Raw genomic sequence first — 18,133 nt, 5'->3', positions numbered from 1 at the left:
GGAACGACGAAGACCGCCCCGCAGGTCGATGCCTGCGGGGCGGTCTCAGAGGAGCGGGCGAGTGCTAGAGCGTGAGCCCGTGACCGAATCGGAAGAGCGGATCTGCGGTGTCGAAGGGCACGTCCGGACGCGAGGCGACGACCGCCGCCATCGACCTCGGCAGGTCGAACGGCAGCCTGCCCTGCGCGCTGGCGACGCCACTCAGCACGTCGAGCAGCGCGGCCGCGGAGACGCCCCAGTTGACGGTGACGGCAGCCGCGGCATCCGTGATCGGCTGGAGGATCGGCGGACGATCGGCGAGCACGTCGACCACGGTCGGCACGGCACCCGCGATCGCACGCACGTCATCGAGCACCTCGTCGGGGAACTCGAGCGAGCCCGCGTGGAAGAAGTTCTCGAAGGTGGTGTCGCGCTGCTCGAACGGTGCCTGCAGACGGATGACCGCGAGATCGGCCTCGTCCGGCGTCGCGACGACCTCGCCGTAGGCCGCCGCGACCTCGGCGTCGATCCCTTCGACGTAGAGCTTGAGCCCGGTGGCGAACGGCAGCGCGCCGTCGTTCGTCAGCACGGTGACGGACGCTCGTTGGGCCGCCTCTCCGGCGGCACGGAACTCTGCGCGGCCGACGATCTCATCGGCCGCATCCTCGTCGACGAACGGGTCCTCGAAGAGCCCGAGCTCGAACTTCTCCCGCAGGATCCGTCGTGCCGAGACATCGAGTCTGTCCTCCGAGACAGAGCCGTCGGCGAGGAGCTCGAGCAGCAGCTCCGGGCAGTCCTCGCCGCCGAACTGATCGACGCCGGCATCGAGCACCTTGAGCATGCGCTCGCGCGGCGTCAGGTCTTCGACGCCCCACGCGCGAGCGGGGAACGGCTGCCCGAAGATCTCGGCGTCGTTGATCAGTCCCCAGTCGGTGCAGACGAGCCCGTCGAACCCGAAGCGCTCGCGCAGCAGGCCCGTGATGACCGATCTGTTGAAGCCGAAGCCGACCTCTTCGTATTCGGTTCCCACGGGCATGCCGTAGTACGGCATCATCTGTCGGGTGCCCGCGGCGAGGGCGTCTTCGAAGGGCTTGAGGTGCAGCTCGAACTCGCCGCCCGGGTAGACCTGCTCACGGCCGTAGGGGAAATGCGGATCCTCCCCGTCGAGTTGCGGCCCGCCTCCCGGGAAGTGCTTCGTCATCGTCGACACGGATCCGGGGCCGAAGGAGTCGCCTTGGAATCCGCGGATATATGCCGCTCCGAGAATGCCTGTCAGTTCAGGGTCCTCCCCGAAGGTCGCGGTCTGCCGTGCCCACCGTGGTTCGGTGGCGAGATCGACCTGCGGATGGAGCGCCACACGCAGACCGACGGCCGTATATTCCTGTCGAGCGATATCAGCGAAACGCTCCACCAGCTCAGGGTCTCGAGTAGCTGCGAGACCGAGCGTCTCCGGCCACTGCGAGAACGGCCCTGCGAGGATCGATGCCCCGGGGTTCTCGCTGAACGAATGCCGCGGGTCGGTCGACAGAGTGACCGGGATGCCGAGCCTCGTCGATGCGGCGAGCCGCTGCAGCTCGTTCTGCCACGCCGCGATCTCGCGCCCGGTGGGCGCGGCACCCAGCAGATTGAAGTGCGTCATGTTCTTGACCTCGACGAACTCGCGCGCGCTCGGGGTGCCGAAGATCGGGTTCGCCTCGTCGAGGTCGCCGATCGCGATCATCGTGTGGAAGAACAGCCCGGCCTTCTCCACGATGGTCATCTCATCGAGGAGCAGCTGCACGCGCTCATCGATCGCCAGACTCGTGTCGAGCCATGGTCGCGCGGTGATGACATCGGTGTTCGTCATGGTCACTTGACTCCCTTGATGCGGTAGACGAGAACGGCGCCGGCGAGCGCGACGAGCGCCCCGAACAGATACCAGGTGGTGTAGCCGCCGAGCGGGGTCGCCGCCCCGAGAGCGATGATGCTCGGCGCGATGGCGGGAGCGATCGACTGCGGAAGAGCGTTCGCGATGTTCAGCACGCCGAGGTCCTTGGCGACATCGTCGGGATTCGGCAGCACCTCGGTGGCGAGGGCGAGGTCGACCGACAGGAACGAGCCGGCACCCAGGCCGATGATGGCCTGCGCGACGATCACGACCGGGATCGAGGGTGCCAGGGCCAGGATCACGAGGCCGACGACCATGATCACTCCGGCGATCGCGACGAACGGTCGCCGCTTGCCGATCCTGTCGGACAGGAACCCTCCGAGCGGGGCGGAGATGGCCATCGCCGCCATCGACGCGAGGTTCGCGATGAGGATCGTGCCGACCGCCCCCTGCTCGTCGAGCTCGAACTTGTTGACGAGGTACAGGGGAAGGAAGGTGGCGATGCCCGCGTAGCCGAACATGACGAAGAACTTGGTCAGCCAGGTCCAGCCGAAGTCCGGGTGCTTGCGGGGGTTGAACACGAACGAGCCGAAGAACATGCCGACAGTGAAGCGTGTGGCCGGCTTCTCGGTGAGTCGACGATCCTTCAGCGTGAGCACGAACACGACGACCAGGATCAGCGCGATCGCACCGGGGACGAAGAACCGCTCGAAGTCACCGGGGAGGAAGTTCACGATGAAGCTGCCGGCGAGGATGCCGATGGGTGTCGTGATGCCGATGATGCCCGAGACCTTGCCGCGGCTCGAGACCGGCACCTGGTCGGGCAGCGTGGCGTTGGCTGCAGCGAGCACCGCGTTCATCGACGCCTGCACGAGGCACCAGGCCAGCAGCACGACGAGCACCGAGGTCGCGGCGCCGATGATCGCGAAGCCGCCGAGACCGACGATCGCTCCGCCGAGGATCCAGGGGCGGCGCATGCCCCACTTCGAGGTCGTGCGGTCGGAGAGACGCCCCACCAGCGGGTTCGCGATGAGCGCGAATGCAGCGCCGACGCCCATCACGAGGCCGAGGCTCGCCTCGGTGTTCGTGGGGTCGAGGCGCTGGATCTTGAACGCCATCGACACCATCACGGGGGTGAGAAGCGCCAGGTAGACGCCGAAGTTCACGGCGGCGAGTCCGGGCGTATATCCGCGGGGCGTCTTCAGCGGCGTGGTGCCGGGGACTTTGAAGCCGGTGGTACCGACGGCAGCCGCAGTCGCGGCCGATGACAGCTCTGTCACGGGGGATCCTTTCGGGCAAGGTTCGTCGGTCATCTGCGACCGGACGTGAGGAAGACGATACACGAATCTCGACCGTTTGGTAAGTGAATTTCTACCGACTGGTAATGAGAGAGAATGAGGGGGAAGGGGGAGCGATGACGACAGCGACGACGACAGGCTCGCGTCAGGCGCGCGCCGCGGCCACGCGCCAGCGGATCCTGGACGCCGCCCGCGAGTTGTTCATCTCGAACGGGTACCGCTCGACGTCCCTGCGCGACATCGCCGCCGCGGCATCCGTGAGCCACCCCGGCCTCCTCGGCCACTTCGCCTCGAAGGACGACCTGCTCGCCGAAGTCGTCGCCGGGTTCGAGGAGGAGAACGAGAGGGCGTTCGATCTGGTCGGGGCGGCATCGGACTCGGGAGAGCTGATCTTCGCCGACGTCGCACGGCGCAACGCGCGCACCCCGGGTTATCTGGAGCTCTTCGCCGCGCTCACGGGCGAGGCGTCGGCCCCCGAGCATCCGGCCCACGAGCGGATGCGACAGCGATACGCCCGCCTGCGTGAGCTGAGCTCGGAGGTGCTCGAGGACGCGGCGCTGCACGGCACCATCGACGCCGGCAGGGATGTGTCAGACGAGACCACCCGTCACATGGCGGGCTGGGACGGGCTGCAACTGATCTCGCAGTACCTTCCCGACCGCGTCGATGTCGTGCAGATGCTCGAGGAGCGCGAATCGCTGTGGGCGCTGCCGGTCGGTTGGCGCGACCCTGCCCAGCCCGCACCCGCAGACGTGGCCGCGGGTCCGTTGCCCGCCATGTCGGCGGCGCTCGTCGAGGGTGCTGGCGACAACGAGCCCGGTTACGCAGTCGGTCGACGCCGTCGGGCGCAGATCCTCGCAGACGCGATGCATCTGTTCTCGCGGGGAGGATACGGCGACACGAGTCTCAGCGACATCGCCAAGGCTGTCGGGGTGTCGAAGTCGACGCTCCTGCACCACTACCCCTCGAAGGAGCTGCTGCTGAGCGCCGTGCTCACCGAGCGCGATCGCGCCATTCAGGAGCGCAGCGAGGACGAGCATCCCGAACGCGCCGGGGCCGCGCTGCGTGATCTCCCCACCGGCGCGCGCGTCAGCGCACTCGACGAGCCGGGCCTGATCGAGGTGTATGCAGTGCTGTCGTGCGAGGCCGTTCCCGCGACGCACCCCGCCCACGACTACTTCGCCGAGCGCTTCGAGGAGGTCATCGGCTACTTCGCCGAGCTCTTCCGACTCGCGCAGGTCGACGGGGACCTGTCGGAGCATCGCGACCCCGAGCACGAGGCGGTCTGGCTCGTCGCGATGTGGGACGGGCTGCAGTATCAATGGCTGTACGACAGGGACGCGGTCGACATCACCGCCCACCTGCGCGCCCATCTCGACGACGTTCTTCCGCTGCGCTGACGCGTGCGACGTCCTGCCGGAGGCCTCAGACGGCGTCAGGCCGCGGCGATCACCGCGAGCACGCCCTCGCCGTAGGCGTCGCGCTTCTTGGCGCCGATGCCGGTGATGCCATCGAGGTCGGCGAGCGAGGCCGGCCGGTGCTCGGCCAGAGCGCGCAGCGTGGCATCGCCGAAGACGATGTAGGCGGGAACCCCCTGCTCCCGTGCGGTCTCGGCACGCCACGCGCGCAGCGCCTCGAACAGCGGACGGTCGCCGGCGTCGAGAGCATCCGCCGCGCTCGCCTTGCGGGCCCGCGGTGAGGACGCCGGTCGCCCGATCGTGTCCTTGCGCAGCGGCACAGGCGTCTCGCCTTTCAACACGCCGACCGACTGCTCGCCGGGGGCGAGCGTGCCGTAGTCGCCCTGCGCCACGATGATGCCGCGCGCGAGCAGCTGACGGACGACGCTGCGCCAGTCCTGATCCGAGAGGTCGGCGCCGATGCCGTAGGTCGCGAGCTTCTCGTGGCCCTGCTGGCGGATGCGCTCGGTCGAGGCCCCGCGCAGGATGTCGATCAGGTGACCGGCGCCGAACGACTGGTTGCGCTCGCGCTTGAGGCGAACGATCGTCGAGAGCAGCTTCTGCGCGGGGACGAGCCCGTCGAAGGTCTCCGGCGTCTCGAGGCAGGTGTCGCAGTTGCCGCAGGGCTGAGACTCCTGTCCGAAGTAGCCGAGCAGATTCTGTCGACGGCATTCGACCGTCTCGCACAGCGCGAGCATCGCGTCGAGGTGCTGTCCCATCCGCATCTTGAAGGTGCGGTCGCCCGGGCTCTGATCGATCATGCGCCGCTGCTGCACCACGTCGCCGAGCCCGTAGGCCATCCACGCGATCGACGGTTCGCCGTCGCGGCCCGCACGCCCGGTCTCCTGGTAGTACCCCTCGACGGACTTCGGCAGGTCGATGTGGGCGACGAAGCGCACGTCGGGCTTGTCGATGCCCATGCCGAAGGCGATCGTCGCGACCATCACCACACCGTCTTCGCGCAGGAACCGCGACTGGTTCTTCGCCCGCACCTCGGCGGGAAGGCCCGCGTGATACGGCAGGGCGTCGAAGCCCTGCGCCGCGAGATACGTCGCCGTCTGCTCGACCGACTTGCGGCTCAGCGCATAGACGATGCCCACCGAGCCCTCCGGCTGCGCGCGGATGAAAGAGACCAGCTGCTTGCGCGGATCGACCTTGGGCACGATGCGGTATTGGATGTTCGGCCGATCGAAGCTGGCGACGTAGTGCTTCGCCGTGTCGAGCCTCAGTCGCTCGGTGAGCTCTTTGTGCGTCGCACGGGTGGCGGTCGCCGTGAGCGCCATGCGCGGAACGCCGGGGAACCGCTCGCCGAGGTCGCCGAGTGCGAGGTAGTCAGGGCGGAAGTCGTGGCCCCACTGCGACACGCAGTGCGCCTCGTCGATCGCGATCACGCTGAGCGTGCCTCGTTGCAGCAGCGCCGTGGTCTGCGGCGAGGACAGCCGCTCGGGGGCGACGTAGATGAGGTCGAGCTCACCGGCGACGTACGCCCGTTCGACCTCGCGCCGCTCGTCGATCCCCTGCGTGGAGTTGAGATACGCGGCGTTGACGCCGTTGGCCCGAAGGGCGTCGACCTGATCGTGCATGAGGGCGATGAGCGGGCTGATCACGAGACCCGTGCCCTCGCGCACGAGAGCGGGAACCTGATAGGTGACGCTCTTTCCGCCACCGGTCGGCATGAGCACGACCGCGTCGCCGCCGCCGATGACCTGATCGACGATCGCGGCCTGGTCGCCGCGGAACTCGTCGTAGCCGAACACCGTGTGCAGCGCCTCGGCCGCCGACGGATAGCGACTGGGAGTGGCACGCCGCACCGCGGGAGCGGATGCCGCGGAGGACGTTGCGGCGGATGCCGTCGCGCGGGACGCCGACCGCCCGACCTTCGTCGTCACGGGCGTCACGGGACCGCGACCCCAGTCGAGCGGAGGCTCGAACCCGGCGCCCTGCGGCTCCCAGTCCATGGGCTCCGGCGGCTCGGAGGGCTCCCATCCTGCGCCGTCCCAGGGCTCGTCTGCGTACGGCAGATCCTCGTACGGGTCACGGGGAGTCTGCGGCATCCCTCCAGCGTAACGACCCCCGCCGACCTCGGCCCGCCCCTCCGCAACTCCACGGGCGTAGGTTGGACGCAGACGCCTGAAGGAGATCCCGATGACCGACATCACCGTCACCCGCGACGACGCAGAATCCCGCTACGAGATCCGCTCGGACGGCACGCTCGCCGGCTACGCCGAGTTCGATCTGCGCCCCGGCGCGATCCGCTTCATCCACACCGAGATCGACCCCGCATTCCAGGGGCAGGGTCTCGCCGGCATCCTCGCCGAGAGGGCGCTGACGGATGCCGCCGCCTCCGGCGATGCGATCGTGCCGCTGTGCCCGTACATCGCGAAGTACCTGACGACGCACGAGATCGCCGGCGCCGAGATCCGCTGGCCGAAGCGCCCCGGCACCGCACCGGTCGAGGCCTGACCGGATCCGGACCTGGGCGAATGGCCTGACGGGAATGGCCTGGCGGGAACGGCCTGATGGGGATGACCTGACTCCAGGGCTCGACTTACTGCAGACAGGTGCCCATGTAGTACTCGAACAGGGCTTCTCCTGATGCTTTGGCGTTGTCGTCGTACGCCTCGATGACCGCGGTGGGATCGTCATCGATCGATTCCGCACCCACCGTGAGGTAGTCGGTCCAGGCCGTCAGGTCATCGGCGAGCTCCGGGGTCGGCTCGAGCTCCTCGACGAGGCTGAGCCGCGTCTGCACGTCCGCTTCCGTGTTCATCCCCGGGACCAGCGCGACGAACGCGACCGCCGCCGCCTCATGCTCGTCATGGAGTGGACCGCAGAACCCGGCATCGCCCCCTGAGGCGCAACCCGACAGCACCACCGCCGAGGCACCGAGGGCGAGCAGGATAATGGGAGAACGTCGAGACATCATGGGGCGAGCCTAGGAGTCCACCGGAGTGCCGGTGCGCAGACGCCCCTGAGCGAAGGAGAATCGGATGACCGATATCGCGACCCCATCCGGTGACGTCCACGGCGAAGCACGGATCGGCGAACGTCGCATCGTCCTCGAACCGCGCGAGGTGCCTCTCGGCGGGGTGCGCGGCATGAATGTGCTGCGTGTTCTGCCGCACCGCAACCTGCCGACGATCGGGGCCTGGTGCTTCCTCGACCGGTTCGGACCGGCCGACACCCGCATGCGGGTCGAGCCGCACCCCCACATCGGATTGCAGACGGTCACCTGGCCGCTGGTCGGAGAGATCCGTCACCGCGACTCGCTCGGCAGCGACGCCGACCTGCGACGCGGGCAGCTCAACCTGATGACCGCCGGCAACGGCATCTCGCACTCCGAGTACTCGATCGGCGATGACCCCATCCCCCTCGACGCCCTGCAGTTCTGGGTGGTCCTGCCCGACGGCGCACGCCAGGGAGCGGGCGGCTTCGAGCGCCACACCGATCTCCCTCAGGTCTCGCTTCGGGCCGACGAGGGCTCGTCGGCCACGGCCACCGTGGTTCTCGGTGAGTTCGCCGGCGTCACCTCACCGGCCACCGTGCACACACCCATCGTCGGCGCCGAGATCGTGGTGCCGGCCGGCACCCGCGTCCGGCTACCGCTGCGCCCCGAATGGGAGCAGGCCCTGATGCTCGTCGAGGGAGATGCAGACGTGGCGACGCACGGGATGACCCAGAACGAGATGCTCTACCTGGGCGACTCGCGCGATGCCGTCGAGGTGACGAGCGTGCAGGGTGCCCTGCTCTTCCTCATCGGAGGCGAGCCGTTCGCCGACGAGATCGTCATGTGGTGGAACTTCGCTGGACGTGATCACGACGAGATCGTCGAGGCGCGCACCGAGTGGGAGGCGGCATCCGCTCGCTTCGGCGTCGTCGAGGGGCACGACGTGCGCATCCCCGCACCTCCCCTGCCCGACGTGCGGCTCATGCCCCGCGGTCGGAAGATCTGACTCCATGGCGGCATGACGACGCCCCGCGCTCCGAAGAGCACGGGGCGTCGCCTGTGACTGCTACTGCGCGTCGACCGTCACGATCGTGCGCACGGCGGACTCACCGTATTGCACGAGTCCGAGATAGCGGGTGCCGGCGGTGAGACCGGTCCAGCTGAGCTCGTAGCTCGTCGCCTGGCCGCGCACGGCCTCGATCGGGTTCGGGGTCGCCGTGAACGCCCCCTCACCCTCGGGCTGCACGTTGGCGTAGGTCATGTCCCACGTCATCGGCGCCGAGGTCGAGTAGACGTTCGCGACCACCAGGTAGGTGCCGGCTGTCGGTGCAGGAAGCGTCACCCGCTCGTCTGCCGACCCCGTCGCCGACTGCCAGCGCTCGTAGTAGCGCAGGTCGTCGGGGCTCACGACCCGATAGACCGTGAGGTCGAGGTCACTGCCCGTGTCATCCGACGAGTCGAGGTCGAAGCGCGAGAGCGTCGTGCCCTCCGGCACGTCGACGATCCACGACACGTCCTTGTTGGCGTCTCCCGATGCCTCGTCACCCGAGTGGCCGACGACCCGGCCATCCGGGTCCTCCAGCAGCGTGAACGGCGTGAGGCCCGACACCCCGAGCGCGAGAGCGCCGTCGACGCCGGGAGTGATGTCGACCGTGGTCGAACCGTCGACTCCCGTGCCCTCGACCTCGGCCGGAGCATCCGCCGTGACGGGGAACACCGCGATCGGCGACCGCACCGTGTTCTTCTTGCTCGTCCAGGTGAGCGATCCGGTCGCCCACTGCTCGACCGGTGCACTCTGGTTGTCGAACGTGACCGTGTAGGTCGCGGTCTGGCCCGGCTTGTCGAACTTCAGCGTCGACGGCTCCACCGTCACGTTCACGCCGGGCAGATCGACGGATGCCGTGAACGTGCCCTTCTCCGTCGCGGTGACCGTGCGAGTGACCGTCTGCGCGCTGGCGAGCGATCCGATCGAGAACGACGCGACGTTCAGGTCGCTGCCGTCGATCGGCTCGCCGGGGAAGTCGGCCAGGCCCTTGCCCTCGAGGAACGCCACCCAGTCGGGCACGTCGTTCAGATAGAGCAGACCCGGGTTGAAGTAGCGCTTCGGGTCGACCTGACCCGCGCCCTGCTGGAACGGGTCCTTGTTGGCAGAGCCGTCGGGGTTCACCGTGTCGTATGCGGTGGTCATCATCGCGGACTTGATCTCGGCGGGCTTGGCGTTCGGCCGCTCGCCGAGATAGAGCGCCGCGAGACCGGCGATGTGCGGAGAGGCCATCGACGTGCCGGACAGGATGCCGAACGTCGGCGCCTCTCCGGGAGCGTTCTGCGTGGCCGCGAGGATCGCGACACCCGGGGCGGCGATGTCGGGCTTCATGATGTCGCTGCCGTCTGCCAGCATCGGGCCGCGGCTCGAGAATCCGGCGATCTGCGGCACGGGCGTCACCACTCCGGTCGTGTTCTCACCCACGAGCGTGATCGGACGGTCGACGCCGCCCTGCACGTAGGCGAGCACTGCTGCGCGATGCACCGAGGCGAGGTGCACGGTCGGCACGGCATGGAAGTCGTTGTCGAGCGAGTCGGCGGCACCGGGCACGTTGACGAGCACGACGCCCATGCCACCGGCATCCTTCACGACCTGCGACTTCTCGGCGCGAGCGTTGCCGCCTCGGTCGCAGACCACGATGTGACCGGTGACCTTCGCGACATCGAGCGTGCCGGGGAGGCACAGCGCGGCATCGGCGGCGGCCTGACCTGCAGCCGGCGCATCGCCCGCGTAGATCGACGGGCCGGTGACCGTCGTGCCGAAGGGCACGCTCACCGACGCACCGGCCTGGGCGAAGCCGTCGAACTGCACGGTGCCCTCCCACGTGGGGATCGTCGAGGCGGCGACCGTGGTGTACCACGGAGACGCGTGATCGGCCGTGACCGGGTCGGGGCCGTCGTTGCCGGCGCTGGTCGCCACGAAGACGCCCGCGGCGGCCGCGTTGAAGAACGCGATGTCCTCCGGCGCGAGCACGGTCGACGCGGCTCCACCGCCGATCGAGTAGTTGATCACGTCGACCCCGTCGGCGACGGCCTGGTCGATCGCGGCGATCAGGTCGCTGCCGGCACAGATGTCGTCGGTCGTGACCGCCTGGTCGGGTCCGACGTAGCAGGCCTTGTAGGCCGCGACCTTGGCACCGGGTGCGACCCCCGAAATCCTGCCGAAGTCGACGTCCTCGATCGAGGCCTTCACACCGAAGTTGCCGGCCGCCGTGCTCGCGGTGTGCGAACCGTGGCCGTCGCCGTCACGCGGCGAGAGGTAGTCGTACTGGAAGTCGAATCCTGCCGCCTCGGCGCCGGTGTAGAAGTACTGGGCGCCGATGAGCTTCGTCGAGTAGTCGCCCTTGTCCCATTCCTGGGCCTCGACCATCGTTCCCTGGAACTGACCGCCGTCGGACTTGTCGAAGTAGACGTAGGTGCCGTCGGTGTACGGCTGATTCCCCTTGTGGCGCTTGTCCTTCTTGGGCTGCTTCTTGAGGTTCTTGCCCTCGAACGACGGGTGCTCGGGGGCGATGCCGGTGTCGATGACACCCACGACCACGCCCTCGCCGGCCTTGTCGACACCGCCGGTCTGCTGCCAGACGCCGCCGCGGCCCTTCTTGTCGTCGCCGAGACCGAGGAAGTCCGTCGAGGTCTGCGCGTCGGGGTGACGGATGAAGTCGGGGTAGACGCCGTAGACGTCCTTCGACGCACGGAGCTTGTCGACCTGCTCTCCCGACAGCTCGGCGCTGAAGCCGTTGAGCACCACCTGGTAGGTGTTCTCCGGGGTGACCCCGACCTCTTGCGCGATCGTCTGCTGCTCGGACTCGAGATGCTCGACATAGCGCTGCGAGTCCTGCGACTGCCTCTCGAGCTGCTCGCCCTCGGCGGGCTTCGTCGCCTTGAGGCCGCTGACGTCGCCGGTGTAGCTCGCGAGTGGATCGGACTTCAGCACGACGATGTAGTGACCGGGCGTGCCTTCGACCGGAGTGGGGTGGTTCACCTCCTCCGTGCTTGCGTAGCCTGCGGTTGCCGTCGATGCGATGAACAGCGTTGCCAGGGTTGTGGCCGCTGCCATCCGGAGGGGTGTTCGACCCATGCGCTTCTCCCGATGATCACGGTGCGACTGCGTTGCCGCACCGCCGTTCAAGCTACGCCGGGCTTCCGTCCACACACCAGAGTCGGGGATTATTCCTGGACGAACGGCCAGCCGTGTCGCCGATGGTCGACAGTAGGCTGGACGAGTGGCATCCTCCCCCGTCCTGACGACCCGCGTGCTGCTGGTCTGCGCCGCGATCGGCGTCGCCACGGGCCTCCTCGGAGGGATCGCCGGCTGGATCACGCTCCCTGTTCTCGCGGGCCCGGCATTCCTCTACGGCCTCGTCCTCGGTTCGCACGTCCTTCCGGGCATCATCGCCCAGGAGGTGCTGCGCCGCCCCCTGGTCGCACTCGTCACGCACGTCATCGCCGCGCTCATCTCGAGCGCCTTCAACCCGGCCTGGACGCTGCGCTTCATCGGCACCGCGCTGCTGTTCGGCGCGATCCAGGAGGGCATCGCCGCACTCACGCGGTACCGCTCGTGGGGGCCGTGGCGCTTCTTCATCTCGGCCGGGGTCATCGGGGTCATCGTGGCGGTCGTGGTGTTCTTCGCCGCTCACCTGGCCGTGCTGCCGCCATGGGCGCAGATCGCCTATCTCGTGATCTCGGTGCTCGGCCCCATCGCCTGGACGGCCGTGGGGTTGGCGATCGGCGGCGCCCTGAGCCGGGCAGGCGTGGCCCGGCGCTGAGCGTCGATCGCGGCTGATCCGGCGCGTGGCGATTCAGGTAAGGCTCAGCTAAGTTAGAACGGTACCGATCCGCCGAAACCGGGGTTATGCCGTGCGCTCATCCGCGCCCCTTCTCAGCGTGCGTGACCTCTCGATCACCCACGCCGGTGCGGTGCGCCCCTCGCCCCACGACGTCACGTTCGACATCGGCACCGGTGAGGTCGTGTTGCTCCTCGGCCCCTCCGGTTCGGGCAAGTCGACGCTCACGCTCGCACTCAACGGGCTCGTCCCGCATGCCGTGCCGGCGACCATGACGGGCGCGGTCGACGCCGGCGGCGTCAGCACGGTCGAAGCCGACACCGCGTCGTTGAGCACCCACGTCGCGATGGTCTTCCAAGACCCGGATGCGCAGATCGTCACCGGCACCGTCTATGACGAGGTCGCGTTCGGACCCGAGAATCTGCTGCTCCCCCTCGACGAGGTGCACGCCAGGACAGCGGACGCTCTCGGTCGCGTCGGCCTGTGGGAGCGACGGGACGAGAACCCCGACCGGCTGTCGGGCGGCGGGCGTCAGCGCCTCGCGACCGCGTGCGCACTGGCCATGGGGTCGCCCCTGATCGTGCTCGACGAGCCGACCGCGAACCTCGACCCGCAGGGCATCGACGATGTCTATGCCGCACTGACCGATGTGGTCGCCGCCGGCGATCGGGCCATCCTGCTCGTCGAGCACAACCTCGACGCGGCGATGGGCTTCGTCACCCGCACGATCGTGCTCGACCGTGCCGGACGCGTGGCGTTCGACGGCCCGGCGGCCGAGATCATCCGCACGCACGCCCACGAGCTCATGGCCATGGGGGTCTGGTTGCCGGGTGCGACTCTGGCTGCACTGCGGATGCAGGATGCGGGGGCGCACTTCGACGAACTCCCCCTCACCCCCTCCGAGCTCGCCGCGGCGCTGACCGTGACGCGGGTGAACCACCTGCAGGGCCCGGGCGCGACGTCGTCCGCCGCCTCCCGCCCGAACCGTCTGCAGGACCGAGGCACGGATGCAGGACCAGACGACGCTGTTTCGCCCGACGTTCGTGCCACGGTCCTGCAGACGGACGCAGGTCGCGGCTCGACGACCGAGACCGGCGACACCGCACCGATCATCAGCGCCCGCGGTCTCACCGTGCGCCGCCACCGCACCGAGATCCTGCACGGCATCGATCTCGACATCGAGCCGGGAACCCTCACCGCGATCATCGGCACGAACGGCGCAGGCAAGACCACCCTGCTGCAGGCGCTGGCCGGAGTCGTGCCGCCGCCGAAGCGCCAGGTGACGATCGACGACGGCATCGACCCCGGCTCGGCGTCGCCGCGTGAGCTCGCGAGCCGCATCGGGTTCGTGTTCCAGAACCCGGAGCACCAGTTCATCGCCCACACGGTGTTCGACGAGCTGGCACACGGGCTTCGACTGCGGCACACCCCGGATGCCGAGACGCGCGAGCGCGTCGATGCCATGCTCGCCCGCTTCGGACTCGAAGCCAAAGCCGACGTGCACCCGTTCCTGCTGTCGGGCGGAGAGAAGCGACGCCTCTCGGTCGGCACGGCCCTCATCACCCGTCCGCAGGTGCTGGCGCTCGACGAGCCGACCTTCGGTCAGGATCGCGCGCGGGCCTCCGAGCTCCTCGCGCTGCTGCGCGATCTGCGCGCTGAGGGAACGACGATCGTCATCGTGACCCACGACCTCCAGCTCGTCGCCGAGCACACGTCGCACACCGTCATCCTCAAGGACGGTCGAGTGCACGCCGCCGATCGCACCGACGAACTCTTCCGCGATGAGGCGCCGTTCGTCGAGGCGGGGCTCCGGCTCCCGGCGCTGCAGCGCGTGCTGGCCGAAGCGGGGCAGGCGATCGCATGAGCGCGCACGTCTTCGACCCGTACGCCGCCGTCTCGGCATCCTCTCCGCGCCAGTTCCTCTATGCGCTCAACCCGCTGGCGAAGGTCGCCGGAGTCGCCCCGGCCATGGTGCTGCTGATCTTCGTGCGCGACCTCGCCACACCCGCCGCCTTCCTGGTGCTGTCTCTCGCACTGATCGTCGCGGGTTCCCGCGTGACCTGGCGCACGGCCGCGCTGCTGTTCGTCGCGCTGCCGGTCGGCATGCTCGCGATCGGCGTCGGGTTCTCGCTGTGGGTCGATGCGTCGCTCGTCGACGACACCCATGCCGCGCTGCAGATCGGCGAGTGGACGCTGTACCGGGGCGCTCTTGAGATCGGTTTCGCCACCGCCCTCCGACTCGGTGCGATCGTCGCCCTGGCGCTCGTCGGCGGCCTCACCACCACCGGCCCCGACCTCGTGCGCGCCAGCGTGCAGCAGCTGCGCGTGCCCTACCGGATCGGCTACACAGCCCTCGCCGCCTTCCGCTTCGTGCCGCGCTTCGGCCACGAGCTCGCTGTGATCCGTGCCGCGCATCGGGTGCGCGGTCATCACGGCGGCAGCGGTCCGTTCGCGCGCATCGCCCGAGGCTGGGGCTACATCGTGCCGCTGCTCGCCGGAGCGATCCGCCACGCCGAGCGCGTCGCTCTCGCCATGGACTCCCGCGCCTTCGGCGCCCACCCGACACGCACCGAGCGTCATCTCGTGCCGTTCCGCACCCGCGACACCGTCTTCATCATCGCGTCGATCACCGCATCCGCCGCGATCTTCGTGCTCTTCTTCCCCTGGCAGCTGCCCTGAAAGGCGCCCGCATGGCATACAGCAAACTGGTCAAGCCCGAATCGTCCGAGCTCATCCACCTCAGCGTGCTGCGCACCCAGCGCCTCTCCGAGCACTGGATGAGAGTCACCCTCGGGGGAGGCGAGATCGAGAGGTTCCATCCGATGGGATTCGACCAGTGGTTCCGCCTGTTCCTGCCGATCGGCGGCGACGCGGGCCTCGACCGGGTGCCCGCGAAGGCGAACAAGATGTTCGGGTATCTCAAGTTCCTGCGCATCCCCGACGGCGAACGCCCCGTCATGCGCAACTACAGCGTGCGCGCACACCGACCGGCGACGACGGAGTCAGGCGCCGAGATCGACGTCGACTTCGTGCTGCACGGGTCTGCGGCCGACGGCACGGCCGGGCCCGCCTCGCGATGGGCGGAGACCTGCGCGCCCGGCGAGCACGTGCTGATCATCGACGAGGGACTGACGTTCAACCCGCAGCGCGGAACGGACCGCGTCGTGCTGGTCGGCGACGAGACGGCGCTGCCGGCGATCGCCTCGATCTGCGCGTCGCTCCCCGCGCACGCCACGGGCACGGCGATCATCGAGGTGCCGTCCGAGGAGGACGCGCTCGACTTCCCGCATCCGGCCGGTGTCGACCTGGTCTGGCTCGTGCGCCCGCACGAGTTCGACCCCGGGTCTTTCGCTCTGGCTCGACTGCGCGAGCTGACGCTCCCCGACGCGCCGTTCCACGCCTACGCGGCGGGCGAGCAGTCGCTCGCATCCGGTGCGCGCAAGCACCTCGTGGGCGAGCGCGGCGTAGACAAGAACGACGTCAGCTTCTGCGGGTACTGGAAGATCGGCGCTGCGTCGCCGACGTCGAAGGCAGCCCGCGAAGCGGCAGCGGAGCCCCTCGCATGAGCGGCGCGGATGGCATACCCGGAGCGGATGCCGCGGACTCGAACCCCTACGCGGATTCGGCCCCCGACGGTGGTGAGCGGTCAGAAACGCATCCGAAATCGCCTTCTGGGATGCAGAATCGACCACGCACCGGCGGCGGACGCTCGCGCTTCCGGTTCCCGACGGCGATCCTCCTGACATGTGCCGCGCTCGGTGTCGCCGGTGGAGCGCTGCTCGCGCCGGCGAACTGGATCTCGACGATCCTCTTCCCCGGTCTCCCGTTCGTCAGCGTCGGGCTCGCCGGACTCTGGCTGCTCCCCTCGGTCATCGCCCTGCGTCTGCTGCGCCGCCCTCTCGTCGGCCTGCTGGTGGGCCTGCTGGCCGGACTCGTCATCGTCCCGTTCTCGGGATACGGCTTCAGCAGCGTCGCCACCAACCTGTGGTGGGCGGCGTTCACCGAGCTGCCGTTCCTCTTCGTGCTCTGGCGCTACTGGGGAACCTGGTTGCACTATCTCGGCGCCGCGATCGTCGGCATCGTCTACCCGGTGCTCGCCTGGACGTCGTTCAACCTCGGCAGCTTCGAGCTGCCCCTGCAGGTCACGTTCTTCGCCGTGACCCTCGCCAGCTGCCTCGGGGCGACTGCCCTCGGCATCCTGATCGCCGACCGGCTGCGGAAGGCCGGCGTGGGAGCACGGCTGCCCCGCTGACCGGGGCAGGACCCCGTCAGGTGCCTGTCGTCCGGACACAGCTTCGGATGCCGACTCGCGGCGTGCCGCGCTCCGGCATCCGGTTCCGGTGCGTCGCTCCTGCCCGCCGAATATGTGCGGAGCGAAGCCGATCCACTCGCCCACGAGCCGACTCGGGGTGGACCCGGCACCACGAGAAAGGGCCCCGGATGCCGACATCCGGGGCCCTTCGAATCTTCGGTGCGTCAGCGCTTGCCGACGATCTGACGACCGACGAGGTCGCGCATGATCTCGTTCGTGCCGCCGTAGATGCGGTGCACGCGGGCATCGGTGAAGGCCCGGGCGATCGGGTACTCCATGATGTAGCCGTAGCCGCCGTGCAGCTGCACGCCCATGTCGAGCACCTCCCACTCGCGCTCGGTCGCCCAGAACTTGACCTTCGCGGCGTCCTCGGCGCTGAGCGTGCTGTTCTTGTAGGCGAGCAGTGCGCGGTCGATGTACGCCCACATCGCGTCGGTGGTCGCCGCCATGTCGGCGAGCCGGAAGCGGGTGTTCTGGAAGTCGGCGATGCGCTCGCCGAACGCCTCGCGGTCCTTCGTGTAGGCGACGGTCCAGTCGAGGGCGGCCTGAGCGGCCGCGGCCGCGGCGACGCCGATCGAGAGGCGCTCGAGAGGCAGGTTGAGCATCAGCTGGATGAAGCCCTGCCCCTCCTTGCCGCTGATGAGGTTCTCGTCGGGGATGAACACGTCGGTGAAGCTGAGCTCAGCCGTGTCCCAGCCGTGGAAGCCCATCTTGCTGAGCTTCTTGCCCTGGTCGAAGCCCTCCATGCCCTTCTCGACGAGCAGCAGGCTGAACGCGTCGGGACGGTTGCCCTCGCCGGTCTTGACGAAGGTCACGACGACGTCGGCCGTCGAGCCGGAGGAGATGAACGTCTTGGCGCCGTTGAGGATGTAGCCGCCGTCGACCTTCTTGGCGTTGGTCTTGATGCCGCGCAGGTCGGAGCCGGCGCCGGGGTCGGTCATGGCGAGCGCACCCAGAACCTCGCCGGTGGCCATGCGGGGCAGCCACTTCTCCTTCTGCTCCTGCGTGCCCATGTGCACGAGGTACGGAACAGCCAGATCGTCCTGGATGCCGAAGGCGCCGGCCAGCGAACCCGCGCCGGAGGCGATGACCTCCTCCATCACGACCGTGCGGAATCGGTAGTCCTGCAGCATCCCGGCTCCGCCGAACTCCTCGGGCACGGACAGTCCGATCAGGCCCGCCTCGCCCGCCGCCAGCATGGTCGCCCGGTCGATCTCACCCGCGGCATCCCACCGCTCGATCGCCTCGTTGCTCACGTGGCGCTTGACGAAGTCCTTGACGAGGTCGCGGAATGCCTCGTGATCCTCTTCGTAGATGTCGCGTTCCATTGCGTCCTCCTGAACGTTCGTGCGTCTTTGCTCCGGCGATTCTATGCCGGGTCACCGACACCATGACAGCCCGTTGTGAGAATGCATCCCACAATCCGTGGGACTGGGTACCGCGATTG

General features: G+C 68.7%; 14 protein-coding genes. 8 read left to right on the top strand and 6 right to left on the bottom strand.

Going from position 1 to position 18,133, the window contains the following annotated elements; genetic code table 11:
- Positions 1-64: 64 nt before the first annotated feature.
- Positions 65-1,825 carry a glycoside hydrolase family 3 protein gene (locus MRBLMI13_RS10730; protein ID WP_367822414.1) on the bottom strand — a complete coding sequence of 587 codons (1,761 nt, stop codon included), beginning with the start codon at positions 1,823-1,825 and terminating at the stop codon, positions 65-67.
- A 2-nt stretch (positions 1,826-1,827) separates the two neighbouring features.
- A complete protein-coding gene (locus tag MRBLMI13_RS10725) occupies positions 1,828-3,126 on the bottom strand; it encodes an MFS transporter (RefSeq protein WP_367822412.1) in 1,299 nt (432 codons plus the stop codon).
- Positions 3,127-3,260: 134 nt separating this feature from the next.
- On the opposite strand from MRBLMI13_RS10725, the gene MRBLMI13_RS10720 reads away from it, so the two are divergent.
- Positions 3,261-4,544 carry a TetR/AcrR family transcriptional regulator gene (locus MRBLMI13_RS10720; protein WP_367822410.1) on the top strand — a complete coding sequence of 428 codons (1,284 nt, stop codon included), beginning with the start codon at positions 3,261-3,263 and terminating at the stop codon, positions 4,542-4,544.
- A 35-nt stretch (positions 4,545-4,579) separates the two neighbouring features.
- Here the strand turns inward: MRBLMI13_RS10720 and recQ are convergent, their stop codons facing one another.
- Entirely contained in the window at positions 4,580-6,655 is a 2,076-nt protein-coding gene (gene recQ, locus MRBLMI13_RS10715) for a DNA helicase RecQ (RefSeq protein ID WP_367822409.1), read from the bottom strand.
- A gap of 91 nt (positions 6,656-6,746) precedes the next feature.
- Between recQ and MRBLMI13_RS10710 the strand changes: the two genes are divergently transcribed.
- The gene (locus MRBLMI13_RS10710; RefSeq protein ID WP_056375496.1) at positions 6,747-7,064 is read left to right on the top strand and encodes a GNAT family N-acetyltransferase; all 318 of its coding nucleotides are present in this window, start codon (positions 6,747-6,749) and stop codon (positions 7,062-7,064) included.
- 85 nt (positions 7,065-7,149) lie between these two features.
- Here MRBLMI13_RS10710 and MRBLMI13_RS10705 read toward each other — a convergent pair whose 3' ends face one another.
- Positions 7,150-7,527, bottom strand: coding sequence for a hypothetical protein (locus MRBLMI13_RS10705; protein WP_042537935.1), 378 nt, complete (start codon positions 7,525-7,527; stop codon positions 7,150-7,152).
- 64 nt (positions 7,528-7,591) lie between these two features.
- Between MRBLMI13_RS10705 and MRBLMI13_RS10700 the strand changes: the two genes are divergently transcribed.
- Entirely contained in the window at positions 7,592-8,554 is a 963-nt protein-coding gene (locus MRBLMI13_RS10700; RefSeq protein ID WP_367822407.1) for a pirin family protein, read from the top strand.
- A 60-nt stretch (positions 8,555-8,614) separates the two neighbouring features.
- Here MRBLMI13_RS10700 and MRBLMI13_RS10695 read toward each other — a convergent pair whose 3' ends face one another.
- Positions 8,615-11,647: a S8 family peptidase gene (locus MRBLMI13_RS10695; RefSeq protein ID WP_367822405.1), complete on the bottom strand. Its 3,033-nt coding sequence runs from the start codon at positions 11,645-11,647 to the stop codon at positions 8,615-8,617.
- Positions 11,648-11,813: 166 nt separating this feature from the next.
- Here MRBLMI13_RS10695 and MRBLMI13_RS10690 point away from each other — a divergent pair, with 166 nt between their 5' ends.
- The 5 genes from MRBLMI13_RS10690 (at position 11,814) to MRBLMI13_RS10670 (ending at position 16,626) form a co-directional block, all read left to right on the top strand.
- A complete protein-coding gene (locus MRBLMI13_RS10690) occupies positions 11,814-12,356 on the top strand; it encodes an ECF transporter S component (protein WP_367822403.1) in 543 nt (180 codons plus the stop codon).
- Positions 12,357-12,447: 91 nt separating this feature from the next.
- On the top strand, positions 12,448-14,238 hold the full coding sequence (locus tag MRBLMI13_RS10685; RefSeq protein WP_367822401.1) for an ABC transporter ATP-binding protein: 1,791 nt from the start codon (positions 12,448-12,450) through the stop codon (positions 14,236-14,238).
- Positions 14,235-15,053, top strand: a complete 819-nt coding sequence (locus MRBLMI13_RS10680; protein WP_367822399.1) for an energy-coupling factor transporter transmembrane component T — start codon at positions 14,235-14,237, stop codon at positions 15,051-15,053. Before MRBLMI13_RS10685 ends, MRBLMI13_RS10680 begins: the two co-directional genes overlap by 4 nt.
- 11 nt (positions 15,054-15,064) lie before the next feature.
- Entirely contained in the window at positions 15,065-15,940 is an 876-nt protein-coding gene (locus tag MRBLMI13_RS10675) for a siderophore-interacting protein (protein WP_367822397.1), read from the top strand.
- A 110-nt stretch (positions 15,941-16,050) separates the two neighbouring features.
- Complete coding sequence (locus tag MRBLMI13_RS10670) at positions 16,051-16,626, top strand: ECF transporter S component (RefSeq protein ID WP_309693530.1); 576 nt, start codon at positions 16,051-16,053, stop codon at positions 16,624-16,626.
- A 224-nt stretch (positions 16,627-16,850) separates the two neighbouring features.
- On the opposite strand, the gene MRBLMI13_RS10665 is transcribed toward MRBLMI13_RS10670, so the two are convergent.
- Positions 16,851-18,014 carry an acyl-CoA dehydrogenase family protein gene (locus tag MRBLMI13_RS10665; protein WP_042537950.1) on the bottom strand — a complete coding sequence of 388 codons (1,164 nt, stop codon included), beginning with the start codon at positions 18,012-18,014 and terminating at the stop codon, positions 16,851-16,853.
- Positions 18,015-18,133 lie beyond the last annotated feature (119 nt).

Origin of the sequence: Microbacterium sp. LMI13-1-1.1 (assembly GCF_040815625.1) — a bacterium.
Classification (GTDB): Bacteria; Actinomycetota; Actinomycetes; order Actinomycetales; family Microbacteriaceae; genus Microbacterium; species Microbacterium forte.
The sequence above is the reverse complement of the archived record's forward strand: the minus strand, read 5'-3'. Positions and strand labels throughout refer to the sequence as shown.